The organism is Dasania sp. GY-MA-18, assembly GCF_024734385.1.
GTDB classification, from domain to species: Bacteria; Pseudomonadota; Gammaproteobacteria; order Pseudomonadales; family Dasaniaceae; genus Dasania; species Dasania phycosphaerae.
Window position 1 is genome coordinate 260,080 of sequence record NZ_JANHAP010000001.1, and the last position, 22,709, is coordinate 282,788.

Below are 22,709 nucleotides of genomic sequence, written 5' to 3' on the forward strand. Positions count from 1 at the left end.
GCGCTTAGCGAAATCAATAAAAAAACGGAACATTTTATGCTTTGAATAAGAAAACGGCCGATAACTATGGCTAAGCACTAGTTAAAGCCATAGCAAGGCATCAGCACAGCAACAGGGCTGGCTTAACATGAATATTGATAACACCCATCTATGCCAACACGTGATAGCACCCACCCTTCACTATTTAGAGATGTACTCACCCGCGGCCTTACATATGCTGTTGGGCGTGGCCAAGCAGGAATCCGCCGGCAACCCCTTTTGTGTAGACCACCAAGGCTTAGGCTTATACCAAATAAGCTCAGCCCAACATCGCAGCGTATGGGACAACTACCTGGCCTTTCAGCCCGACCTCGCCAGCCGAGTGCGCGGCCTAGCCAGCCAACACCAGTTTTTAAAAGACCCCGATAGCGAACTCATCACCAACCTGCGCTACAGCACCGCCATAGCTTTAATGATATTTTTACAAAGCGAGGCCGACGCAAAGAAGTTACAAACTGAACCACTAAACCCTTATTGGCATAAGCTTTACCATGAAGAGATAGCGGTTGAAGAAGAAGCCGTATTGGCGAAAGCGGTTTAGGCTAGTACCTAGTTCCTAGTTGTAGAGCCCCTAGCTGCACAGTTCCTAACTGTAAAGCTCCTAGAATTTTTTGCTAGCATCTAGCGACTATCAACTAGCGTACTGTATTTTACTTATAGCTTGCCGCTTGCAGCTTACCACTGTCGCCCCCGGCGACATCAAACCCCGAATCGCGCATACGCGCAATTTTATAACGCAGTGTTCTTGGGCTAATACCCAGTTTTTCGGCGGTGTTTTTGCGTGAGCCGTTTTCTGAGCGCAGGGTATTTAAAATAATTTCAAACTCCCGCCGCTGTAGGTCGCTGCCTAGCGCATTGCTATCGTCTGCTGCTGGCTGCTCGCTGGTGGCTGCTACAGCACTCACGGTGCTGGCGGCTAAGCCCGCCGGTGCAAAGGGGTCTATGCGTAGGTCGGCGCTAGTAATGATATTACCCGGTTGCATAATCAGCGCGCGCTGCACCACGTTATCTAGCTCACGCACATTGCCCGGCCAGGGGTGGTTAATTAAGGCTTGCTGGGCCTGCTGGTCAAAGCTGGCGTTGACCCTACCCATTTTTAGGGTGTGGTTGTTCAATAGCCGCTGGGCTATGGCCAGTATATCTTGCCTGCGTTCACGCAACGGCAGCCAGTTTAAAGGGAATACGCTAAGGCGGTAGTATAAATCTTCTCGAAAGCGGCCATTGCTCACCTCTTCCGCTAAGTGGCGGTTAGTCGTAGCTAAAATGCGCACATCCAGGCTAATGGTTTTGCGGCCGCCTAAGCGCTCAACTTCGCGCTCTTGTATCACCCGCAGCAATTTGGCTTGCAGGCTAATGTCCATCTCTGAGATTTCATCTAGCAGCAAGGTGCCGCCGTTGGCCTGCTCAAACTTGCCCGGCATGCTGGAGTAAGCGCCGGTAAACGCGCCCTTTTCGTGGCCAAACAACATGCCTTCCAACATATTTTCGGGTATGGCAGCGCAATTAATGGCAATAAAGGGTTGCTGAGCACGGCTGGATTGCTGGTGTATATAACGGGCCAATACCTCTTTACCGGTACCTGACTCGCCGCAGATCAATACGGTGGAATCCGTAGCGGCCACCCGCTTAGCCAATTGCAGTAGCTGTAGGCTGGAGGCCTCTACCGCCACCGGTCCCTCATCATCGCTGGGGCTGGCCACGCCTACATAGCGGCTGACAGTATCTACCAATAGCTGAGGTTTAAAGGGTTTGACCAGGTAGTCCACTGCGCCGTTGCGTATGGCCTCTACCGAGGCACTGACGCTACCGTAGGCCGTGATTAGCAGCATGGGCAGCTGGGGATAATCTTGGCGCACGGCTTTTAACAAGGCCATGCCATCCATTGCTCCCATATTGATATCCGATACCACCATATCAAATACCTGCCTGGGCAGGATTGTTAGCGCCTGCTCGGCGCTGTCGGCCTGGGTAACTTTGCAGCCGGCAATTTCTAGGGTATCGGCCAAAGCTTCACGTAAATCGCGATCGTCTTCCACCACTAAAATACTGGCACTTAGCATTGGGGGTTTACTCATAGCGCGACTCCTGCGGCGGGGCTGGCCAGCAACGGTAACGTCACTGTGGCGCGGCAACCGCCATTGGGCTCTGAACGTAAACTAAATTGGCCGTGATGGGCTTGTGCCACCGCGCGCACCACCGCTAAACCTAGGCCTGTGCCTTGCGGCTTAGTGGTGTAAAAGGGCTCCTCCAGGTTAGCGAGTGCCTGCTCACTAATGCCAGGGCCGTTATCGATTATGGCTATGCTAATGCTGTCGGCACTGGCTTGAGTGACCTCTATCAGTAAATGGGCAGGCTGCCTCTCTACCGCCTGTACGCCATTATTAACTAGGTTAACCAAGGCCCCCAGCATGCTTTCACGGTTGCATTGCACTTGTAGCTCAGGGCAGTGGTTATGCAATTCGTAGCTGGCTTGTGCGCTATCCATGACCACCTCTATGGAGGTTTCTAAGTCGGCCATTAATTGCTGCATGCTGGTGGCGTCGGTGAGTTTGACGTCGCCACGCACAAAAATCAGCATATCTTTAACCTGCTGCTCCAGGTGATTTAAACGCGACAGTATCTTGGCGGAGAAACGTTGGCTTTGCTCTTTGCTTAGCTCTGAGTCACAAAGATGACCGGCATACAGCATGGCAGCAGATAGCGGCGTGCGTATTTGATGCGCCAGTGATGACATCATGCGGCCCATATCCGAGAGCCGTTTGTGGCGGCTGAGATTGCGCTGCAGCTCGCGGGTTTCGGTCATATCGGTGAGCACGATAAGCTGGCCGCCGTCCTTCTCCAGCGAGCGCGTCGCTAAGCTGACGCGACGGCCGTCCTTAAGGGAGATTTCGTGGCCATCGTCACCGCGCGGGGAAAAGTTTTTACTAATCACATCGCGCCATAACTCGCCAATTAACGGCTCGCCCAAAAAGGTAATCGCAGCGGGGTTACAGTCGCGTATGCGGCCGCGGTTATCAATAACGATAACCCCTGAAGGTAATACGTTGAGCAGGCTCTCTAGGTGATCGGACAGCCGCTCCTTCTCTTGCAGCTCTTGCAAGCGCTGCTCGGCCACCTGGTGTAGCTCCTCGCTAAGGGAGTCTACCCGCTGCTCCATCTCATGGTAGTTGTCGGCCAATTGCGTAGAAGCGCTATTAAACAGCGCTAAGGCATCGCTAATATTATTGGCGGCGGCCCCCTTTGCTGAAAGGTCGGCCACGGGTGGGGTCGTCAGTGCGGTTACGGGCATTATCGCTCCAGAGCTATCATGTCAGTGAATACACCAAAGCCAAATATCTGGCTCCAGCTACTGCGTTGACAGTACTACTGCAAAGGCCATGCCCATTTTAAAAACCCAATAAAAACAAGGAGTTAGAAAACAAAAAAGCCGCTAAAGAGCGGCTTCGTCAAGGAGTTGGCGCGATGACAGTCGCTAGTCTCTAGAGGGAAGTCACGAGTATTCTAGCGACTAGAGACTACTCACTAGCGACTGATTACTTCCGCTGTAATTCATACTTACGCATTTTTTCCACCAGCGTGGTGCGGCGTATTTTAAGGCGCTCGGCGGCGCGGGCGACGACGCCGCAGCTGTCGTCTATGGCTTGCTGGATTAGGCTTTTTTCTAGGTGGGTGAGGTACTCTTTTAGGTCTATGCCATTAACGGGTAGTAAGGCGGTAGCGTCGGTGTCGACTATGGTGGGCATGCCGCTGCTCTCACCTTTTGGCACGACTAGGTCTTCATTACCCGGGTCTACATGGCGGAATTTTTTAGGTAGCTCTTGCACCCCCACCACACCGTAAGGGAACAGTATGGCCATGCGCTCCACCAAGTTGGCCAGCTCGCGCACATTGCCCGACCACTCGTGGTGGCATAGCGACATTATGGCCGCAGAGTTAAAGCGTATAGAGCCGCGCTTTTCGTTTTCCATGCGGGTGATGAGCTCGTTAAGCAATATCGGTATATCTTCTACCCGTTCGCGCAGGGCAGGCATCTCTATGGGGAAAACGTTGAGGCGGTAATACAAATCTTCCCTAAAGCCGCCCTCGTCTATCATTTTTTCCAGGTCGCGATGGGTGGCGGCGATAACACGCACATCTGCCTTAATGGTTTTATTACCCCCTACCCGCTCGTAGCTGCGCTCTTGCAGGGCACGTAAGATTTTGACCTGCATATCCAGCGGCATATCGCCAATTTCATCTAAAAACAGGGTGCCGCCTTGGGCCATTTCAAATCGCCCGGCCCGTGAAGTAACGGCACCGGTAAAAGCGCCTTTTTCGTGGCCGAATAATTCACTCTCTAATAATTCGCGCGGGATGGCGCCGCAGTTAACCGGCACAAAGGGCTTATCTCTGCGGCTGGAGTTGTAGTGTAAGGTTCTTGCTACTACCTCTTTACCAGTACCGGATTCCCCCGTTACTAATACGGTGACCTCTTTATCGGCCACTTGGGTAATCATTTCGCGCACCCGCTGTAGCTCGCGGCTATTGCCTACTAGGCTGCGAAATAATTGCACATCGCGCTGGCGTACCCGGCCGGCGCGTATATCGTATTGCTCGCGATAGACTTGCGCGCGATGCAAGGAGTCCATAAAGCTGTTATAGCTAGGCGGAAAGCTAAGCTGGGCAATAACGATATGCTTTAGCTCTTCATCCTCTACGCTATCGAGCTTGTGCTCGCCTAGTAAAATAACGGGGCAGGATATATCCCATTGCCTAGCCTCAGCCAGGCGCTGCGCCAAAGGCTCACGGCTATTGTCACCCAGTATTAGGGCTTTGATTTTACCGCTATCGGCTTGGTCTTTGGCGATTAAGGCCTGCCATTGCTCGCCGGTGTAGCTAAACGGGTTATCACCCAAAAAATCTAATATGACGGTGGCGTCATGCCTACGCTGCTCATTGTCATCAACAACAATAACGCTATTTTCTTCCCACATGGGTTATTAACCTTATTAATGAGTAGCCCCAGTGCCCGCAGAGTACGCGCACTAAGACCTATACTAAACTTGAAGCGATGGGCTATTACTGAACACGGGCTGCCGGGTTTTTAACCCATTATCATTTATCGGTGGCAACCTGTGTTTATGACGGGCAGTAAAGCGTAATACGCCATGCCAGTCAATTTAATGACACACTATTTTTGGAAATTTCGGTGCTGATTAGTAAATTAATTGGCACTAATGACTGACACGGGCTGGGCTTGGCGGTTCTTTAGCCACTCGGTAACATCATCCGCCGACATAGGCCTGCAGTAGTAATAGCCCTGAACTTCGTCACACTCTAGGGCTTTAATGACCTCCAGCTCCTCTTCGCTCTCTACCCCTTCAGCAACCACATTAAAGTTTAGGGTATGCGATAGGTTAGTCACCGCTGATACGATGGCGGCTTTATCGGAGCCTAGGGTAATGTCTTGCACAAAACAGCGATCGATTTTTATGGTGTCTATGGGGAAGCGCGTAATGTAACTCAAGGACGAATAGCCGGTACCAAAGTCATCCAGCGCTATAGAAACCCCCTCACTACGCAGCACCGCCACGATATTGCTGATATTGGGGTCGGCCATTAACACCCCTTCTGTCATTTCCAGCTCTAAGCTGCTGGCTGGCAGGCCGGTGCGTTTTAAGACTTTGCGTACTAAATCGATAATATTTTTTTCTTTAAACTGCCTAGCGGCAACATTAACCGCCATTTTGGCTGTTACCAGGCCCTCATCCAACCACAGCTTGGCCTGTTCACAGGCGGTTTCCAGTACCCAAGTGCCCAGCTCTACAATTTGCCCAGTATCCTCGGCCACGGAAATAAATTGGTCGGGGGGTACCATGCCTTTAACGGGGTGAAACCAACGTACCAAGGCCTCAAAGCCACAGACGCTTTGATCATGAGTTGATATTTTAGGCTGGTAATACAGCTGAAATTCGTTGTTATCTAAGGCCCTACGCAAGTCCCCTTGGATGGATAAATGGCTGGAGACTTTCGCCACCAATTCACCGCTGTACTGGCGTATTTCGTTGCGCCCTTCGGCCTTGGCCTCATGCAGGGCTAAATCAGCCTGCTGGATCACCGTTTCGGCGGGGCTGCTGCCCGATTCTGAAAACGCATAGCCTATGCTAGCGGTAACAAAAAGCTCTTGGCCACGGTAAATAAAGGCCTGCTGAAAGCTGGCTTTAACTTTGGCAGCAAAGTCCGCGACGTGATGACTCTGCCTGTCCACCAAGGGCAATATGGCGATAAAGGTATCGGAGGCGATGCGCCCCACAATATCGCTGTCTGCAGCATTAATGGTTTCTTTGGTGGTGGAAAGATTTTCTAATACCACTTCAGGTGAGGCGACCTTAAACATCATCTTGAGGCGTTCGGTTAGCTGCAATAGCACCTCATCGCCTGCGCCATGCCCCATGGAGTTATTGATACGGCTAAACAAGTCTAGATCTAAGGTCATCACCGCTACGCATTTGCCGTTAACATGGGCGCGGGGTATGGCCTGATCTAGCATGGGCTCTAATAGCGAACGGTTAGGCAGGCTGGTAAGCCTGTCAAAATAAGCCAGCCGCAGTATCTCTTTTTCGTATTCTTTACGGGCGGTAATGTCTATACCCAAGCCCAGCATATGACTTTCGTTGTGGCGCTCATCGCGCATCAGCTTTAAATGCAGCTCTATGTAATGCACCTGCCCCTTTGGCGTGACAAAGCGATGCTCTATGCGGGCCTCTTTGCGCTGCTTAATCGCTCTGGCTACCGCGGCCTCTACCCACTCCCTGTCGTCGGGGTGGCAGTGTTTATCTAGTAAGGCTTTATCGTCGGGACTACAGGATGCCCCCAACTCATAGAGGCTGAACATTTCATTGGAAATGCTAAAACGCTCTCTATCGAAGTCATATTCCCAATAACCTAGCCTGGCAATAAGCTGAGCGTTTTCTAGCGATTGCGTGCTTACCCGCAGCTGATCCATCATCGCCCTAGAGCGTAGGTGGTAGCGTATGCGGTGTATTAACATACTGTGATTGATGGGCTTGGTGAAAAAGTCGGTGGACCCCACCTCATAGGCGCGGTTAATAGAATCCACATCATCAAGGCCAGTTAGCATTAGCACTGGCAGGTAGTAGCCTCTAGGATGTGAGCGCAGCTCACGGCAGACATCAAAGCCATCGGTATCGGGCAGCAAGGCATCCAATAGCACTAAATCAGGCTGATAGGTCTCTACCGACTCCAGCACCACACCACCACAGTCCACTGCCACAACATCAAAATCAGCATTACGCAGTATTTTGCTGACTAATTGGCGTTCAACAGGGTTATCTTCTACAACGAGAATAATGGGACGATCTTGTTCGCTGGTAGGCGGATGAGTGGTATCTACCAAAGTAATGCCCCTAGTTTATTATCCATATATACAGTTAAGCCGGTTTATATCAAAAATCAACAACTTGCCGCCCTCTAGAACAGCTTGCATAATTAGAAAACAACGGTGCTTACATCATGGTAATTACCAGCACTTGCATCTTACCGATAATTCCTCATGAAGCAAATGACCTTCCCTTCGGAAAAACAGGTATAGTAATTGCTTAATAAGAAAAAGCATCTTGCAAAATAGCGCTAAAACGTCAAAAGAGTGATTATATGAGCCACCAAGAACCCAGCCTTCCATTAGCAATTACTACCAATCAGTTTGGTGAACAATATTTACCCTCTATCAATAAAAACGTTTTCACTAGCCATGGCTCAAAACATGCTTTTCAGAAGCAATTTAAAAATGAGCTTTGGGAAACAGGAACCTTCCACATTATTGTAGGAACTGACTCAGGGTTATTAATAAAATACATTATCGAACACGGCATCCCTGAAGATTCCAGGTTCTTATTTATTGAGCCCAATAGCCTAATAGACACCATCAAAACCCTTGTTCCTGATTTAGAACAATACAGTAATCAACTAATACTATGCACCCCAGATGAATGGGAGGAAAAAACTGTTGATCTAGACATTGACCCCTACATACTAGACAACACCTTGCGACTCACTAAGTCCATTGCCGCTTTTGACCCCACGCTAGAAGAATACGAGCGATTAAATATAGAAATTAATAACAAATTAGAATCTACCGTTTACGCGATCAAAATCACTGACACCAGCGCTCGCTTTATTTCTCACCAATTAAAGCTTATTTCAGAAAATTACAACCCGTTTTATTTACTTAATGGTAAATTCAAAAATAAAACCTGTATCATTCTTGGTGGCGGCCCCTCTTTAGACAATCACCTACCCTGGATTAGGGACAATAAAGAAAACTTGGTAATTATAGCCGTATCCAGAATAGCTAAAGAAATACTCAATGCAGGGATAATCCCTCACATGGTATTTTCAGTCGATCCCGACATTGTGAGTTTTGACCTAGCCAAAAAACTTTTCACCCTTCCAGAAAAGGTTTTATTTGTCTATTCAAATCATGCTAACGCAGAACTCATTTCACAATGGCATGGCAAATGCGCCTATTTGGGGCCAAGATACCCTTGGGAAAGCAAGAATGAAAAAGAAAATATCATGCCCCATGGACCAACAGTAACAAACACAGCGCTTATGGCCGCCGTCAACATAGGCTTTAAAAGAGTGTTATTAGCTGGTGTAGATTTATGTTATTCAAAAAATGGCGTTACTCATACAAAAGGAAGCGAAGAAGCTGATGCCGGCCCATTCCTAAGTAATGAGGGGCAGTGGGTAGAAACCTATGAAGGGGAGAAAGCATTCACTGACATGCAATTTGTTTATGCAACAAAGCTACTAAAAGGACAGGCTGAATATGCCAAAGAGAACGGCACAGAACTTATAAATCTGTCAGAAACCGCAGTAAAAATTAAAAACATAGCCCACATAAAGCCTGAAAACATTGAATTTGAAGCAGTTGAAGATAGCATATGGGACATTATTGACAAACACATACCTAGCTATTGCCCCACAACAAACAAATCTGACAATTTAACTGTTATTCGAGAAATAGAAAAACACATTAACATAATTGGTGAAATTGAATCCTTAGCAAAAGACGCACTTAAAGAAAACCAACAGCTTTTCAAAAAGAACAAAGACAATGAATTCAACAAAAAAACAAATATAAAATTAGCAAAAATACATAAAAAACTCAGCGAAAAATACCCATCAGAAACCGCTCTACTTCAATCTTACGGATCTATTTTTTTTAGAGAATTCATTAAACCAGCAGTAACAGAAGATTGGAAAGAAAAAGAATTAGAATTAAGCAGAAATCTTTATTACAACGCAATAATAGAATCCATTACAGAATTCAGAAAGCTGTTAAAGAAAACACTCAAAAGAACCCAATCCAGAGTTGCCGAAGAAAAATCACCTGTAGACTTAAGCCATTCAATAAAACAATGGCAAGAGGACGGACAGCCTGGCAGATCCAAATTATGGATTACGAGACATCAAGAAGAGTACAAAAATCTTGACGAGGATACAAAAAAACAACTACAAGACATGGTCGAGGACTTTGAAAAGATACTGGTTACAGAGAACATGGAGTGGCGAAATGAGTGTAAAAAATCCACCTCTTTAGACGGCGTCAGAGCTAAACTTGATAAAATGATGCTACAAAAGAACAAAGAAGGCTTAATAAATATGCGAGAAGCTTTAAGTCAGCTCAAAAATCAAAATGAGCAAGCGGTTTCTTTACAACACTTATGTTCAGGCTACATATTAGCCATTGAAGGTAAAAGCCAAGCCTCGCTCGATGAACTTGAAAAAGTACTCGAAGAAGAAACCCAAGAACAAGCACTTAAGGTAATGTTAACACTAAGCATAGATTTACTAGAAAAAGATAAAGCAGAAACAGCCCTAGAAAGACTATCCGAAAAATCACAAATGTTCACGCCACATTACGCGGAATTTTTAAAACTACAAAACAAATATGAAAAGTCAATATTTACATATACAGAATATTTAAAAGACTACCCCGATGACATACCTGTTTGGTTCTCACTAGGCAAACTTTACCATGAAATAAATGAAATAGAATTAGCAAGCATGGTGTTTGACCATATCATAGAACATGACCCAAGCAATGAAGCCGCTCAAAGTTACGTTGAAAAAATCAGGCAGTCAACAATTTCCTAACTGTAATTTATCGCAGCTCTTGAACCAAGGTAATTAAAGGTGACCCCATTGGTAGACCAAACAAATGAATTCATAAAAGAATCCAAAAGATACGTTGAGAGTTATCTAAATATAAACACCGAGGATTATTCTTTTACCGAAGAGCCGCTACCAGACAACTTCTCTCCAACATCAATATTGGATGTTGGCTGCGGTAATGGCAAAGCATTATCTTCGCTGTGCCAGCGTTACACTTGCACAGGAACAGGGGTAGAACCGTCAAAAGAAGCCGTTGCTTTATTAAATAAAAAATACGCATCCACTGAGCATTTAAACTTTACACAGGCCAGCAGCCATCAACTTCCCTTTGATACAGACTCCTTCGACCTTGTCGTCATGTGGTCAGCATTGCATTGGGTAGGGAGAAATGAATACCTACAAACCCTAGGGGAACTGCTAAGGGTATGCAAAAAGCATTTAATCATCATGGACTTTATTGCCAAAAAAGATTACAGAACTCTATACTCACACGACGAAAGGCTATACACCTATAAAATGGACTTTGAGCCTATAATAATGGCCTCTGGCATAGCCAATAAAATAGGCTCCTCATGTTGGTGGGTGGACCCAAAAACTGGTGTTAAGACTGCGATATCCGAACAGGACATCAACACATTTAAGCACAACCCTTTAAATTACTATGCTAGAAAAATGGTTATATTTGAAAAGCAATACGCTTATCTTGAGACATATCCTGAAGAGTATTTCACCACCCCCACAAAAACAGAATAAATTCTCAGCCCCAAACAACTTAAGGCTTTTCAGACTCCATATCCGCAGCCATCATGTCGTTTACCAATGATTGCAAATCATATTTAGGCTCCCAACCTAATAAGGATTTTGCCTTGCTTGCATCACCTACCAAGGCATCCACCTCAGTAGGCCGGTAATAACGCTTATCGACAGTGACCACAACATCGCCTACAGCAAAGCCTTGTAGCGGATGCTCCATAGATGAAATTTTAGCGACTTCGTCAACACCAGCACCTTCAAAAGCTAACTCAATACCAATATAACGAAAAGCCAATACCACAAAATCTCTAACCGAAGCTGGCACACCTGTCGCAATAACAAAATCATCTGGCTCATTATGCTGGAGAATACGCCACATGGCGTCCACATAATCTTTTGCATGCCCCCAATCTCGAATCGCATTGAGGTTACCTAACACCAAGGTTTTCTGTAGGCCATGAGCCATTTTACTAACAGCTCTGGTAACCTTTCGTGTTAAAAATATTTCACCACGCAAAGGACTCTCGTGATTAAACAAAATGCCATTGCTAGCAAAAATACCATAAGCTTCACGATAGTTAACCGTTATCCAATAAGCATAAATTTTAGCCACGCCATAAGGGCTACGTGGGTAAAAAGGTGTAGTCTCTGTTTGAGGAGTTTCAAGTACCTTCCCATACAGCTCGCTAGTGCTTGCCTGATAAACACGGGTTTTATCTTCCATGTTAAGCAGCTTGACAGCTTCCAGCAATCTTAAAGTACCCAGGCCATCCGCGTTGGCAGTATACTCAGGTGTATCAAAACTAACATGCACATGACTCATAGCTGCCAGATTATAAATCTCATCTGGCTTAATTTTATTGATAAGACCAATAATACTTGTTGAATCCGTCATATCCCCATAGTGTAAAAAAAGATTTTTACCCAATCCAGACCGATCCTCGATTAAGTCATCAATCCTCGCCGTATTAAATAGCGATACACGGCGCCTAAGACCATGAACCTGGTATCCCTTTTCCAACAAAAATTCCGCCAAATAAGCTCCATCTTGACCCGTTATACCTGTTATCAATGCAACCTTATTCATTTATGTAGACCTTTTTTCGTCATTATTATCAACAACATCCTTAACCAGTTGCTTAACAAAGCTTTCGAAACTACGAGTGTATCGCCACCCTGTGCACTCATATATCTTCTTAGTCTCACCAATATATATAGGATGCTCCGTATTGAGAGACCCAGAAATTTCCACACATAACTCATAGTCAAGATTAAAACATTCAAGCACTATACGAGTGAATTCCTCTACACTATGCGCTTCACCGCTAGCAATATTAAAGTTGCCAGAGGAAGAAAGCTGCATCACTTCATAGACAGCCTCCATATAATCCGGTGCGTAGCCCCAGTCCACCTTAGCCATGGGATTTGCTATTTTAATTTTTTCTGACCCTGAGGCTTTCTGCAAATTAATAGCCGACTTAATAATACTTTTCGTTAAAAACCTATCATCTCGATAATGCGACTCATGATTAAACATAATGCCTACGGTAACAAACAAGCTAAAGTGATCTCTATAATATTCAGCTATCTCAGAGGCGGCCACCTTCGATATTGCATAAACATTTTTTGGCCGAAAAGGATCTGACTCAGAAAGCTTAGCCTGCGGCACATCGCCATACATATGGGAAGACCCGGCATAAAAAACCTTAGTGCTAGCTGCATGGACCCTGACAGCCTCTAAAACCTGTGAAAACAATAAAGTATTGACCTTAAAACTAGACTGAATCAAATCTAAAGGTGTATCAAGTACATCCGATGATGAATTATGGTAAGCGGCAAAATAATATAAACATGACACATTTTCAGCGACTAATATCTGCGTTAAACGCGTGATAAGGCAGAAATCTTTCTCTATAGGCTGACCTTCAACACCCTCCCTTTCAAAACCTATAACGCGATAGCCTTTGCTAAGCAATAACTTCGACAACAGCTTACCATCCTGACCAGCGCTACCTATAATAACGGCTACTGACATTACAGCTTAACTAGCTCAAGTGATGGCAGAGGAAAAACCAGCGTTCTGCCTTGAAACTTTTTATTATTAATAAAAAACTCTCTAAAATGCCATGGTAATATTAGATAGTAGTCATAATCCTGCGCTAAAGCCTCGTCCTCACTCACTATAGGAATGAAACTTCCGGGGGTATATTTACCAAATTTATCTTCATTCACCTCCCCTACGCATTCGATTTCTTGTTCAGTAAGCCCACAATACTGCAATAAAACATTACCTTTAGTCGACGCACCTAAGGCTGCTATCCTCTCGCCTCGCGCCATCGCAGCTCTTACAAAGCTAAGTACTTCAGACTTAGATCGAACAACCTCTTGTTTGAATTTATTAAAGGCACCACCACCTTCACCAAGCAACTTAGTTTCATTACGCCTATAGCCATCCAGCTTTTCTTTATCAACCTTAAAGATATTAGAAGGTTTTCCTGCTACAACTGAAAAGCTACCGCCATTAACATCATTAAACTCTACATCAAGTACAATCAACCCCGCTTTTTGCAAAATATATTCTATTTGCAAAAGCCCATAATACTCTAAATGCTCTTGACAAATCGTATCGTAAGAAACGCTCTTCAACATAGAGGGCATATAGCTTTGCTCAAACCCCCAAATACCATCATCAGCTATCAAAGCTGCAACGGTAGCAGCAAATGAAACTGGATCCTCAAGGTCATAAAACATTGAAAACGACGTTATTATTTTTGCCTTTTGATCTCCTACGACAGGGGTAATCACCGCCTGATCAAAAAAGTCATCAACAATTTCTATACCCTCTCCATAGTATTCCCTAAACTTTTCTGCACAAGGATCCACCCCTACTCTACGTAAGTTCGAAGGATAAAAACCTAAACTAGTACCATCGTTACTCCCGATATCTATCACCAAATCTCCATCTCGCAACTCAACAAGAGATGACAGCGTCGTAATTTTATTTTTTAAATGGCCAACCATGCTAGCATTCAAGCCAGATCTATATCCATAATTGTCGCCATACATTTCATCAAGTGAATAACTTTCTTTTAACTGAAGTAGCGAGCAGGCAGAATTAGTACACTTTACCAAAGTCATAGGTCCAGAACTAATAGCCGAATTTTTTTCTGATGGAAACACACCTGTCAGCATTTGATCAGGAAGAACCAGTATCTCCTCCAAATCTTTAGTGCCACAAACTCTACAGCCATCTATTATTGTGTACGTCACGTTGCAGACCGCCCAGAAAATAAAAAATATTTTAATAAGCCAGCTATTCTAACCAGCCCTTGTATGCAACAGAATAGCGAGGCATTAAATTTCCCCTTTACCAAAGCTTTTATTGGATAAATAAAGGAATAACGAATAGCAAGATGGTAAATCATGCTTAAGGCTCGCGATGGATGCTTACGACAAAATTCACCATCACCATAGCCATACCACATAAATTTTTTATAATAATCATGAAAACTTGAAAAGTGATGCTGCATAACCGTTGCGCGCCCTACACCTATTTTAAAATTAGTGTCTCGCTTTAAGCGGTATATAAAATCAGTATCATCAATAGTTGGTGTAGTTTCCGGCTCAAATCTAACCTGTTGAAATATCTCTTTTTTATAAATAGCTGGCGCAGTACCAATCATTTCTTTTTCGCCAACATGGTTATGATTGAGCTGCCACATTTCATCTTCAGCCTTATCCCAAAACCCTTTAACTTGATACATTCTAAGCTGACTTTGAACCATATCTAAGTCAAGCTCATGCAAATCATTTACTAAAGCTAACAAAGAGCCTTTCTCTAACCTATGATCAGCATCAATCATAGCAATAAACTCACATGATGCATTATCAATACCCACCTGCCTATCTGCACATAAACTTCCTGCCTTAGAAACTATTACCTTATCGGCGTATTTCCTTGCTCTTTCGGCAGTATCATCTGCAGACATACCATCAACTACTATTATCTCGCTAGGATTATTCATTAAAACACTTTGCAAGCAATCGTCGATTCGTGCGCCTTCGTTTTTAGTGCAAACAACCACTGAGATATTATGCATGATCGTTCACTTCTTAACCAAGAGTAGAAGTGCACAGGCCTCGGCATGCTCCTTTAACTCACCGGTTTTATTGTTAATATGACTTAACGACGGAACCTCTTCCCACAAACCATCACATTCCTGAAAAAATCTTTCCTGCGCTACAGAAAAATCACTATGCGAAATCAACTTCTTAAAGCTTTCGCCATCATACTCCCACTGAGCACAGTAAAAACCCAACGAATCTTTTAATAGCACAGGCTCGCCCTTGCCAACGGGAACAGAAATTAAAGCACTACCGCCAGACCGCAACAATGACGAAAAGGTATCCAGAACGTTTTCATCCACACTCTCTTCCCGTAGCATTTTCACATCTTTAGAGTTTTTGCACCTGGCAAAAGCAGTTTCCGGGTCATCATATGTGGCAGAATCAAAACCAACATGCTCTATTGTTGATATACAAGTAATAAAATCATACTGCTTAGTGCACCGATACTCCCTCACATCTGCAATCGTGATATTTTGCTGTTTAACCCTCTCCTGCCATTCTTCTGGATACCGCCCCATTACACGCTCTGGCTTAACAATATCAAGAGCATCAATATTGATCCCCAGCTTATCATTTAACATAAATAACAAACCTAGATAATCAAGGCTTGCCATAGTGAAACCTATGTCTAACAAATCTGAGTTAGGATATTTAGATAAAACACTGGCAACCCAAGGCGTCTCGATGACTCGTTCAGAGTGCCCTTTGCTTACCGCATGCAACTCAGTAAAATCTCTGCCCGAATCTACCACCTCTTCACAAAAATTAATTATCTCTTTCACTTTCTTATTCATATTATCATCCCCTATCCCCAGACAAAAAAGACCTTTAACCTTGAAGATCTTCTATCTCATCATAAAACCAAACATCACTTTTATAATTTTAATATTAACTCGCCATGCACGACCAAACCGGGAGTCATCCTCGCGCTCCCCTACAATTATAGGTAGGTTTATAACTTTTTTTCCGGACTGACAGGCAAAAATTGCTAACTCAGTACCAATCGACGAGCAACTATCAAAAAACCCCTGTTCATTATATACGTCTATCTTATAAGCCTTCATACCACATAGAGGGTCAAAAATCCCATAACGCCACCGTGTGTAATATGAAAATATATACTCGGAAAAACGAGCAAAAATATGGCGTCGCCCAACCACTACATCGGCCCCTCTATTCAAGGCCTCCAGGAACACAGGGATTTTACCCTCAGGATGCTGCCCATCGGCATCAAATGTAACAACCACATCAAAACCATTAATCGCAGCATAGGAAAACCCACTATTTAAAGCCTCATCATAACCTCGGTTAACATCATGTCTGATAATTAATGCACCTTCCGACACAGCATAACTCACTGTGTTATCGCAAGAACCATCATCAACGACTATAGGTACACCATACTCACTGACTGACCGCACTGTAGACTTAATACATCGTTCCTCATTAACAGCGGGAATTACAATGGCTACCTTATGTCTATCCACCTAGCCGACTCCCCTTTGTTTACATCCAAAAGCAAAGACCTACCTAAAATCTTATCTATATCGTAAGGTCTTACCGCCTCTTCAGGACATGGTCTTAACACTTCCAAATCGTCTTTTTTCAGCACATGGCCGGCAGGAAAATCGCCCTTATAACAAACACCTCTACGCTGTAAAACAACAGTCTCAAGCTCATTACTTTCAACCTTTTTCACACCGCAACCCAAAGCCATCTCCAGCTCTCGAGAACGATCTACCATCTCTTTCCAAGTAATAGGATTCATAGAAAAAGTGTGATCAGGTCCCTCCAAAGAATTATCAACAGTAAAATGCTTTTCTATGACACGTGCCCCCAAGGCTATTGCCCCTAAGACTGTTGCATGCCCTGGAGTATGGTCACTAAGACCCAAAACCACGTTGGGGTACATTGCTGCATAAGTTTTTAGTACATTAAGATGGATGTGATTAAAGTTTTCTGGATTGACTGTGTAGTTGGTATTGCACTGCATCAACACAACCTCTTGGCAATGCTTAGCTATCATAGCCATAGCTCTTTCCACATCGTCCAACGTGGAAGCGCCTGTAGCCAACATCACAGGCTTACCTTTTAAACTAATATGTTCTATATTTTCTAGCCAAGTAATATCACCTGACCCAATTTTATAGGCTGGAACATATGGATCTACCTTATCCACCAGCTCAATTGAATAAGGACTCGTAAAAAAATCAACTCCCACTTTATCGCACTCTTTTTTTAATATAGGAGTCCAATCCATATCTAAAGCAGCGGCATCATACACTTCATAAACACTTTTTTTCCATGAAGACTGATGAGATTGCTGGCTGCCTAATGCCTTGAAACCATAATCACTAACAATAGTCGAAGCTGTGAAATGCTGGAATTTAACGGCATCAGCGCCAGATTCTGCACATAGGTTAATTAACTCTATGGCCTTATCCAAACTGCCATCATGATTGGCAGCCACATCAGCGATAAAATAACTAGGGCGACGTTCCCCAATAGGACTATTAGCCACCAGAAAGTCTGATTTAAAATCATATGCGCAAGAGTAATAATTAGAGCTACTCTCACTATGCTTAGGTTTCACTGTTTGATCACTCATAATAATTAATAGGACTCAATTATATTGACAAAGTTAATATTTCATCTTCCAAAGTTGGAAGTGAAACATTGAATGCGCGCTCAAATTTCTCAACATTCATTAGCATATCTTTAGGCCTGGCAGTTAATCCTAGCCTAGTTTTTACTTGCTCAAAGCTTGCCTCCCTTAAACAGTCAGAATTCAACTGCAGGGAGTCCGCCAAAAAAAAGGAAAAATCACTCTTGCTCATACCTTTATTGGAACCCAAATTAAAAACACCCGCCACAGGACTCTCGACAACTTTACAAATCATCTCCGATAATGTCTGCATAGATAAAGGGTTAAACATCACATCCGAAAATAACTCTATATCTAGCTTCGATTTACAAGAACTTATAACCCAATCACTAAAGCTTTTTCGCCTATCACACAGACTATTACCAAAAAAGTTGGTTCGCAAGACAGTTGCTCCAGCCATTAACGCACTAAGCTCGCCAGCATATTTACTGAATGCATATTGGTTGCGAATAATCACCTCACCCTCTTTGTTCAATCCAGGTGAGTCATAAACATGATCTGTGGATATTTGAATCAAATGACTACTATCATTTTTAACAAGCCAATCAACTATAGACTCAACAACCGAAACATTAAGCGCATAAGAAAGATTGATATCACGCTCACATAAATCGACATCGGAAAGACAAATCAGGTTAATAATTAAATCCGGCTTTATTTGATCCAAAACACGCTTTACGTCATTTTTTTTTGTGAAATCTGCTTGGATAAAGCCAGCATCCTTTAGGTTTTTATAAGCTTGCCCTATAACCTCACAATCAGAAGTAATTGTTTTGTTATCGCCAATCTGACGCCGCAAAAATGGCAGCAAATAAGAGCCCAGTAAACCACTAGCACCTGCCACTAATATCTTCATTATGTCATCCGCTTAAAACCATTTGCGGCTGGCGAACCCTGCAAATAGTCGTACACGTTATTATTCTTTATACAATAAGCTATGGCGCCAAAAGCCAAGTCGGCTGCGGACTGATATTTTTCAATCATTTGTTCATCATGGCTATACATTGCGTAATAGGCTGTAGTCGCCAAAATATTTTGCCCAAGCATTAGCTGAACAAAAAGTGACTTTATCGCTTGCGAATCGCTATAATCGAAGCTAAATCCGGAAATAGGATAAAGGCCATAAACGGTAATATTAATATCATGCTTATCCGCCAAAGAACGCCATATATCCTGTATTTTTTTACCATTATCCATCAATCGTTGCGGAACATTGTTCGCTTCAATTTTATTTAGTGTCGCTAATGCAGCAGTAGGCCCAACCCTTTCAGTCCAATTGGTGCTACTAATAAAAGTTTCATTAACCGCATTCATGTATTTAGCTTTGCCAATTACTGCCGCCATGGCATAGCCATTAGCCAAAGCCTTTGAAAACACAGCGATATCAGGTTCCAGCCCCAGACTCAAATGAGCACCTCCATTTGCCATTCTAAAACCCGCCGATATTTCATCTATCACTAATACCACTTCATATTGATCAGCCAAACGCCTAACCCCTAGCAAAAAGTCATCTTTGGGGACAATATTACGTATAGGCTCCATAACAATGGCAGCGATTTCTCCTTGATTATCTTTCAGAATAGTTTCCAGTGAAAGCAGGTCATTGTATTTAAAAGGCAAGGCAGTTCCAGCTAACGCTTTGGGAACCCCTATTGGGGAAAGACCAGGCAATAGGTGCCCATTTAAATTATCACCATGCGATAAGTTTGCTGCCAAATACCAATCGTGCCAGCCATGGTATCCGCAGAACGCCACCTTATCTTTACCGCTTGCTGCTCGCGCAATTCGAACAGCTATAGCCATAGCCTCGCCACCTGTTCGAGCAAATCTCGCCTTATCTGCCCAAGGATGTAAACGACACAACTTTTCTGCTAATTCAATTTCTTCAGTACAGTTCAACGAACTAGCAACACCACTTTTTATTGAGGCAATAACAGCATTATCAACATCATCATCGGCATAACCTAACACGGTAGCGCCTATGCCGCCTATACTCATGTCTATATATTGATTTCCATCTAGATCCCAGACACTTGCCCCCTTGGCACGAGAAAAATAACTAGGCCATACAGAGTCGCAGAACTGATCTGGACGCTTTGAAAGCAGCTGAGATTCACCAGCAATAAGTAATTTAGCGGTGGCTTGTGCTTGGTGTGAAAGCGAGCAATGCTTAGAAGCAAGTAAAGTATCAATATAACGTGACTTTAACAAACCTTCATCACGACCTATATGATGATTAATTTTTTGCAACTCAGGGTTATTTATTATGTAAGCTTCAATATCTTTCATTGAAAAATCGCAGTTTCCGAAATGCTCATAAATATGACGGACAAATTCTAAATCTTCCGGCTCATCCACGGTCCATCGGCACATAGACAAATCTACATCATTAACAACATTACCCACTTTAAATAAATGCTGATTATCTTTTATATAAAGAGTCACATGCTCTCTATGCGATTTTATACTAGCTGATTTATTTATTTTACTAAGAATCTCATAGCTAACAACTTCGACATCAAGGCCATCAGGAAAACTGGGGACTATATTATTAGAGGTGTAATCATTATTATTTTCATCATGAACTTTTAGGATATGATCGATAAGCTCACTATCAATTAGCGGGCAGTCAGCGGTTAGCCTAATAATGTTTAGTCGCTGATTACTAGGCTGCTTAGCTTTCAACAGATAATCATCCGCAGCACTGATATATCTAGCTAATACATCATCTAGACTACCTCTATATACATCTATATTTTCATTAGCGCATACTGACTCTATCGGGTCATCGCTCACATGATCACTAGTCGCAACCATCAAATGATCAATTTTCTGACTTCTTCTTACCCGTTCAATTTGCTGTAACAACATCGGTCTACCGCACAGATCTGCTAAAACCTTTCCCGGTAAACGCCTGGATGACATCCTAGCTTGAATAATTGCTATATTTTTCATCGCGGACTATTCCACAACGCAGGATTGACCATAGATTCATCCTGCACTGAATACGCCTTAAATTTAGAATTTATTAACGGCTCCTCTATCAGTGCCTTTGCCACCTGCCAGTTGTGAATAATTTCTTCTAACTGAGCAGCACTATTAACTCCTACTACCACCCTATCAACCATCTTTTGTGAGCGGACAAAGGCCAGTGCTAAAGCCAAGGGGGAAACATTCAAGGTTTGATGCCACTGATGAAATTTCTCTAAAATATTTTTAATAGGAAAAAAATAATGCTCTAAATTTTGTATTGGCATAAGCAACAAGCCTTGCAAAAATGCTGATCGAGCATGCACCTCTATCCCCTTGCCGCTTAAACTAGAGAGCACTCCAGACTCAACAAAACGCTGATCCAGAATATTTAAAGGCAATTGAATAAGGTCTATGTCATAGCGTTCAGCGATGCTTTTAGCCTCGGCAGGAGAGTATACAGAGACACCTATTTTAGCGGCTTTACCTTCTAACTTTGCAGCTAAGGCCTGAGCATATAAATTGTCACCTTGTGCACCAAGTAAATCTTCGCCAGAATGAAACAATAAGCCTTCTATTGATCTACATCGCAATTTTTTTAACGATGATGCCACCGACTCAGCCACAGTCCCTTTATAACTTTTCATGCAAGGTACTTTGGTAGTCACTTTAAAAGCCGTGAGATTATTATCACCTAATATTCTTTCACTATCCCCATACACACTGGCTGTATCTATAAATGAAATATGGTTTTTTTTAGCTAATTTCAGAATGCAGGAAACCTCATCAGCGGACGTCTGACCCGAAGTATTTGAAACGCCGTAATCTAAGCCAAATTGCACACTACCTAACATCAACTTCATCAGGCAGCCTCACAGCCCTATAAACAGAGCGTTATACTTCTGCATGCTTATGCATTTCTGAGATTTCGCTGACCGACAAAAACACGGGGTTTTGACCAGAATCGTAAGAAAAGCCCTCTTCTACTTTACTACCTACCTCACCAGCATTATTAAAACAATAATCGACCTCGCTATCAGCAAATTTAATACTGGGAGTGATCACATAATGATCATCAAACTCTATTGTCCTATACGAATCATCCTTGGGCACCATTTTTTCATGCAGCTTTTCACCTGGGCGTATACCTATAATTTCATGCGGCAATTCAGGCGCAATGGCTTTTGCTAAGTCCACCACGTTGATTGAGGGTATTTTTGGCACAAATATCTCGCCCCCATACATCCTTTCAAAGGACTTTAAAACCAGATCCACCCCCTGCTGAAGGGTAATCCAAAAGCGAGTCATGCGTATATCGGTTATAGGCAAGGCAGCCACATCATCAGCGACTAACTGCTTAAAAAAAGGAACTACTGAACCGCGAGAACCCACCACATTACCGTAACGAACGACCGAAAAACGGGGGAACTTTGCCCCCACCATATTATTAGCTGCAACAAACAACTTGTCGGATGCCAACTTTGTAGCACCATAGAGATTAATAGGGCTAGCCGCCTTATCAGTAGATAGTGCAATGACCTTTTTAACCTTGTTATAAATGGCGGCATGTATCACATTTTCAGCACCATTAATATTGGTGCGTATACACTCCGTAGGGTTATATTCCGCAGCAGGCACCTGCTTTAGTGCGGCAGCGTGAATAATATAGTCAACCCCATTACAAGCCTGGGTAATACGCTCTTTATCACGAACATCACCTATAAAATAACGCATACAAGTATCATTGTATGTCTGCTCCATCTCATACTGCTTAAGCTCATCACGCGAATAAATAATTAATCGGCTAGGCTTGTAATTTTCAAGAATAGTTTTGACATAGCGCTTACCGAAAGAGCCCGTACCACCGGTAATCAATATAGACTTATCATTAAACATTATTCATTCCCACAAACAGCTACCCGCCAATAGATTGGCTAAAAACATCAACTATATAGTATATATGCAGGAATCACGC

18 protein-coding genes are annotated in these 22,709 nt (G+C 43.5%); 3 read left to right on the forward strand and 15 right to left on the reverse strand.

Annotated features, from left to right (window positions below; all coding sequences use genetic code 11):
* The first annotated feature begins 127 nt into the window (after window positions 1–127).
* Window positions 128–580, forward strand: a complete 453-nt coding sequence (locus NO559_RS01180; RefSeq protein ID WP_258329934.1) for a hypothetical protein — start codon at window positions 128–130, stop codon at window positions 578–580.
* 109 nt (window positions 581–689) lie between these two features.
* Here NO559_RS01180 and NO559_RS01185 read toward each other — a convergent pair whose 3' ends face one another.
* The 4 genes from NO559_RS01185 to NO559_RS01200 all read right to left on the reverse strand — a co-directional run bounded on the left by NO559_RS01185 (window position 690) and on the right by NO559_RS01200 (window position 7,435).
* Entirely contained in the window at window positions 690–2,114 is a 1,425-nt protein-coding gene (locus NO559_RS01185; RefSeq protein ID WP_309149047.1) for a sigma-54 dependent transcriptional regulator, read from the reverse strand.
* Window positions 2,111–3,328 carry a PAS domain-containing sensor histidine kinase gene (locus tag NO559_RS01190; RefSeq protein ID WP_258329935.1) on the reverse strand — a complete coding sequence of 406 codons (1,218 nt, stop codon included), beginning with the start codon at window positions 3,326–3,328 and terminating at the stop codon, window positions 2,111–2,113. Before NO559_RS01190 ends, NO559_RS01185 begins: the two co-directional genes overlap by 4 nt.
* 244 nt (window positions 3,329–3,572) lie before the next feature.
* Window positions 3,573–5,012 (reverse strand): sigma-54 dependent transcriptional regulator, encoded by a 1,440-nt coding sequence (locus NO559_RS01195; RefSeq protein WP_258329936.1) that lies wholly within the window; start codon window positions 5,010–5,012, stop codon window positions 3,573–3,575.
* A 230-nt stretch (window positions 5,013–5,242) separates the two neighbouring features.
* Entirely contained in the window at window positions 5,243–7,435 is a 2,193-nt protein-coding gene (locus NO559_RS01200) for a bifunctional diguanylate cyclase/phosphodiesterase (RefSeq protein ID WP_258329937.1), read from the reverse strand.
* Window positions 7,436–7,692: 257 nt separating this feature from the next.
* Between NO559_RS01200 and NO559_RS01205 the strand changes: the two genes are divergently transcribed.
* Window positions 7,693–10,200 carry a 6-hydroxymethylpterin diphosphokinase MptE-like protein gene (locus NO559_RS01205; RefSeq protein ID WP_258329938.1) on the forward strand — a complete coding sequence of 836 codons (2,508 nt, stop codon included), beginning with the start codon at window positions 7,693–7,695 and terminating at the stop codon, window positions 10,198–10,200.
* 39 nt (window positions 10,201–10,239) lie between these two features.
* Window positions 10,240–10,971, forward strand: coding sequence for a class I SAM-dependent methyltransferase (locus NO559_RS01210; protein WP_258329939.1), 732 nt, complete (start codon window positions 10,240–10,242; stop codon window positions 10,969–10,971).
* 19 nt (window positions 10,972–10,990) lie between these two features.
* Here the strand turns inward: NO559_RS01210 and gmd are convergent, their stop codons facing one another.
* The 11 genes from gmd to pseB are packed head-to-tail and all read right to left on the reverse strand — an operon-like array spanning window position 10,991 to window position 22,630.
* Complete coding sequence (gmd, locus tag NO559_RS01215; protein WP_258329940.1) at window positions 10,991–12,058, reverse strand: GDP-mannose 4,6-dehydratase; 1,068 nt, start codon at window positions 12,056–12,058, stop codon at window positions 10,991–10,993.
* Window positions 12,059–13,006 carry a GDP-mannose 4,6-dehydratase gene (locus NO559_RS01220; protein WP_258329941.1) on the reverse strand — a complete coding sequence of 316 codons (948 nt, stop codon included), beginning with the start codon at window positions 13,004–13,006 and terminating at the stop codon, window positions 12,059–12,061. It abuts the gene before it with no gap.
* The gene (locus NO559_RS01225; RefSeq protein ID WP_258329942.1) at window positions 13,006–14,241 is read right to left on the reverse strand and encodes a class I SAM-dependent methyltransferase; all 1,236 of its coding nucleotides are present in this window, start codon (window positions 14,239–14,241) and stop codon (window positions 13,006–13,008) included. The genes NO559_RS01220 and NO559_RS01225 overlap by 1 nt, the downstream gene beginning before the upstream one ends.
* Window positions 14,238–15,071 (reverse strand): glycosyltransferase family 2 protein, encoded by an 834-nt coding sequence (locus tag NO559_RS01230; protein ID WP_258329943.1) that lies wholly within the window; start codon window positions 15,069–15,071, stop codon window positions 14,238–14,240. Before NO559_RS01230 ends, NO559_RS01225 begins: the two co-directional genes overlap by 4 nt.
* A gap of 6 nt (window positions 15,072–15,077) precedes the next feature.
* Window positions 15,078–15,893: a hypothetical protein gene (locus tag NO559_RS01235; RefSeq protein ID WP_258329944.1), complete on the reverse strand. Its 816-nt coding sequence runs from the start codon at window positions 15,891–15,893 to the stop codon at window positions 15,078–15,080.
* A gap of 51 nt (window positions 15,894–15,944) precedes the next feature.
* Complete coding sequence (locus NO559_RS01240; protein ID WP_258329945.1) at window positions 15,945–16,586, reverse strand: glycosyltransferase family 2 protein; 642 nt, start codon at window positions 16,584–16,586, stop codon at window positions 15,945–15,947.
* A complete protein-coding gene (locus NO559_RS01245; RefSeq protein ID WP_258329946.1) occupies window positions 16,568–17,707 on the reverse strand; it encodes an N-acetylneuraminate synthase family protein in 1,140 nt (379 codons plus the stop codon). The genes NO559_RS01240 and NO559_RS01245 overlap by 19 nt, the downstream gene beginning before the upstream one ends.
* Window positions 17,708–17,726: 19 nt before the next feature.
* Window positions 17,727–18,620, reverse strand: coding sequence for a sugar nucleotide-binding protein (locus NO559_RS01250; protein ID WP_258329947.1), 894 nt, complete (start codon window positions 18,618–18,620; stop codon window positions 17,727–17,729).
* Window positions 18,620–20,719: an aminotransferase class III-fold pyridoxal phosphate-dependent enzyme gene (locus tag NO559_RS01255; protein ID WP_258329949.1), complete on the reverse strand. Its 2,100-nt coding sequence runs from the start codon at window positions 20,717–20,719 to the stop codon at window positions 18,620–18,622. The genes NO559_RS01250 and NO559_RS01255 overlap by 1 nt, the downstream gene beginning before the upstream one ends.
* Complete coding sequence (locus NO559_RS01260; protein ID WP_258329950.1) at window positions 20,716–21,597, reverse strand: aldo/keto reductase; 882 nt, start codon at window positions 21,595–21,597, stop codon at window positions 20,716–20,718. The genes NO559_RS01255 and NO559_RS01260 overlap by 4 nt, the downstream gene beginning before the upstream one ends.
* A 31-nt stretch (window positions 21,598–21,628) precedes the next feature.
* Window positions 21,629–22,630 carry a UDP-N-acetylglucosamine 4,6-dehydratase (inverting) gene (pseB, locus tag NO559_RS01265; RefSeq protein ID WP_258329951.1) on the reverse strand — a complete coding sequence of 334 codons (1,002 nt, stop codon included), beginning with the start codon at window positions 22,628–22,630 and terminating at the stop codon, window positions 21,629–21,631.
* Window positions 22,631–22,709 lie beyond the last annotated feature (79 nt).

Bases quoted from the DNA above. Each gene is read 5' to 3' on its own strand.
- NO559_RS01180 (WP_258329934.1), top strand. From the start codon at position 128: ATGAATATTGATAACACCCATCTATGCCAACACGTGATAGCACCCACC.
- NO559_RS01185 (WP_309149047.1), bottom strand. From the start codon at position 2,114: ATGAGTAAACCCCCAATGCTAAGTGCCAGTATTTTAGTGGTGGAAGAC.
- NO559_RS01190 (WP_258329935.1), bottom strand. From the start codon at position 3,328: ATGCCCGTAACCGCACTGACGACCCCACCCGTGGCCGACCTTTCAGCA.
- NO559_RS01195 (WP_258329936.1), bottom strand. From the start codon at position 5,012: ATGTGGGAAGAAAATAGCGTTATTGTTGTTGATGACAATGAGCAGCGT.
- NO559_RS01205 (WP_258329938.1), top strand. From the start codon at position 7,693: ATGAGCCACCAAGAACCCAGCCTTCCATTAGCAATTACTACCAATCAG.
- gmd (WP_258329940.1), bottom strand. From the start codon at position 12,058: ATGAATAAGGTTGCATTGATAACAGGTATAACGGGTCAAGATGGAGCT.
- NO559_RS01220 (WP_258329941.1), bottom strand. From the start codon at position 13,006: ATGTCAGTAGCCGTTATTATAGGTAGCGCTGGTCAGGATGGTAAGCTG.
- NO559_RS01230 (WP_258329943.1), bottom strand. From the start codon at position 15,071: ATGCATAATATCTCAGTGGTTGTTTGCACTAAAAACGAAGGCGCACGA.
- NO559_RS01235 (WP_258329944.1), bottom strand. From the start codon at position 15,893: ATGAATAAGAAAGTGAAAGAGATAATTAATTTTTGTGAAGAGGTGGTA.
- NO559_RS01245 (WP_258329946.1), bottom strand. From the start codon at position 17,707: ATGAGTGATCAAACAGTGAAACCTAAGCATAGTGAGAGTAGCTCTAAT.
- NO559_RS01250 (WP_258329947.1), bottom strand. From the start codon at position 18,620: ATGAAGATATTAGTGGCAGGTGCTAGTGGTTTACTGGGCTCTTATTTG.
- NO559_RS01255 (WP_258329949.1), bottom strand. From the start codon at position 20,719: ATGAAAAATATAGCAATTATTCAAGCTAGGATGTCATCCAGGCGTTTA.
- NO559_RS01260 (WP_258329950.1), bottom strand. From the start codon at position 21,597: ATGAAGTTGATGTTAGGTAGTGTGCAATTTGGCTTAGATTACGGCGTT.
- pseB (WP_258329951.1), bottom strand. From the start codon at position 22,630: ATGTTTAATGATAAGTCTATATTGATTACCGGTGGTACGGGCTCTTTC.